The sequence below is a fragment of the Streptomyces sp. AC550_RSS872 genome, assembly GCF_019049285.1.
In the GTDB taxonomy this organism is placed as follows: Bacteria; Actinomycetota; Actinomycetes; order Streptomycetales; family Streptomycetaceae; genus Streptomyces.
This window is the reverse complement of record NZ_JAGMUL010000163.1, coordinates 1-1,073: the sequence shown is the minus strand read 5'-3', so window position 1 is coordinate 1,073 and position 1,073 is coordinate 1. Positions and strand designations below refer to the sequence as shown.

The 1,073-nt window shown below is 69.5% G+C and carries 1 protein-coding gene; it reads right to left on the bottom strand.

Going from position 1 to position 1,073, the window contains the following annotated elements; translation table 11 throughout:
- The gene (locus KUM44_RS38230) at positions 1-954 is read right to left on the bottom strand and encodes an IS481 family transposase (protein ID WP_217214378.1); all 954 of its coding nucleotides are present in this window, start codon (positions 952-954) and stop codon (positions 1-3) included.
- Positions 955-1,073 lie beyond the last annotated feature (119 nt).

Sequence of the window (1,073 nt, the reverse complement as noted above, 5' to 3'; positions counted from 1 at the left end):
CTAGGTGTATTGCCCTGAGAGGTTGGGGACGCGGCTGGCGGGTGGTTGGCCTTTCAGCGCGGTGTGTCCGCGGTGGTGATTGTAGGTGTGCAGCCAGCCGGGGAAGGCGTCGCGTCGTTCCTGCTCTGAGCGGTAGGGGCGGGCGTAGGCCCATTCGTCGAGCAGGGTGCGGTTGAAGCGTTCGACCTTGCCGTTCGTCTGTGGCCGGTAGGGCCGGGTGCGCTTGTGCGTGATCCCTGCGGCGGCGAGTGCATCGCGCCAGGTGTGCGACGTGTAGCAGGCGCCGTTATCGGTCAGCACGCGCTCGACGGTGATGCCGCAGTCGGTGAAGAACGCGTGGGCGCCGGCCCAGAAGGCGGTGGCGGTCTCCTTCTTCTCGTCGGTGAGGATCTCGCTGTAGGCCAGGCGGGAGTGGTCGTCGACGGCGGTGTGGATGTAGCTGTAGCCGACGCCGGAGCGGGTCTTGCGGCCGGCCTGGCGGCCCAGCTTCTTGTGCCCGCCGCCGTCGGGGATGTTGCCGAGCTTCTTGATGTCCACGTGCACCAGCTCGCCCGGCCGTGCACGTTCGTAGCGGCGTATGACGCGGCCGGTGGCACGGTCCAGATGGGCGAGGCGGGCCAGGCCGAACCGGGTCAGCACGCGATGCACGGTCGAGGGCGCCAACCGCAGGAGGTGTGCGATGCGGGCCGGTCCCCAGCGGCGCAGGAGGCGGACCTTGATGATCCGGCGCTCGGTGCGGGCCGGGGTCCGGCGGGGGCTGCGGTGCGGGCGGGAGGAGCGGTCGCTCATACCCGCCTCGCCGAACTGCCGGTAGCGATCAGCCCAGCGCTGGGCCGTGGTCGGCGAGACCTGGAAGCGTTCCGCGGCGCGTCTGAGGGGCCAGCTGTCCTCGACGACGCAGCGGGCCAGGCGCAGGCGTCCGGTCTCGGTCAGGGGTGCATTACGGTGGGGCACGAGGGCCTTTCTGTTGGTGTAGACGTCGCAATCCACACCGAACCGGAAGGCCCTCGCCTGTTTCAAGATCCCTCAGCCGAGACCTGCCTCACCCGTCCACAACCTCCCGGGACAGAACA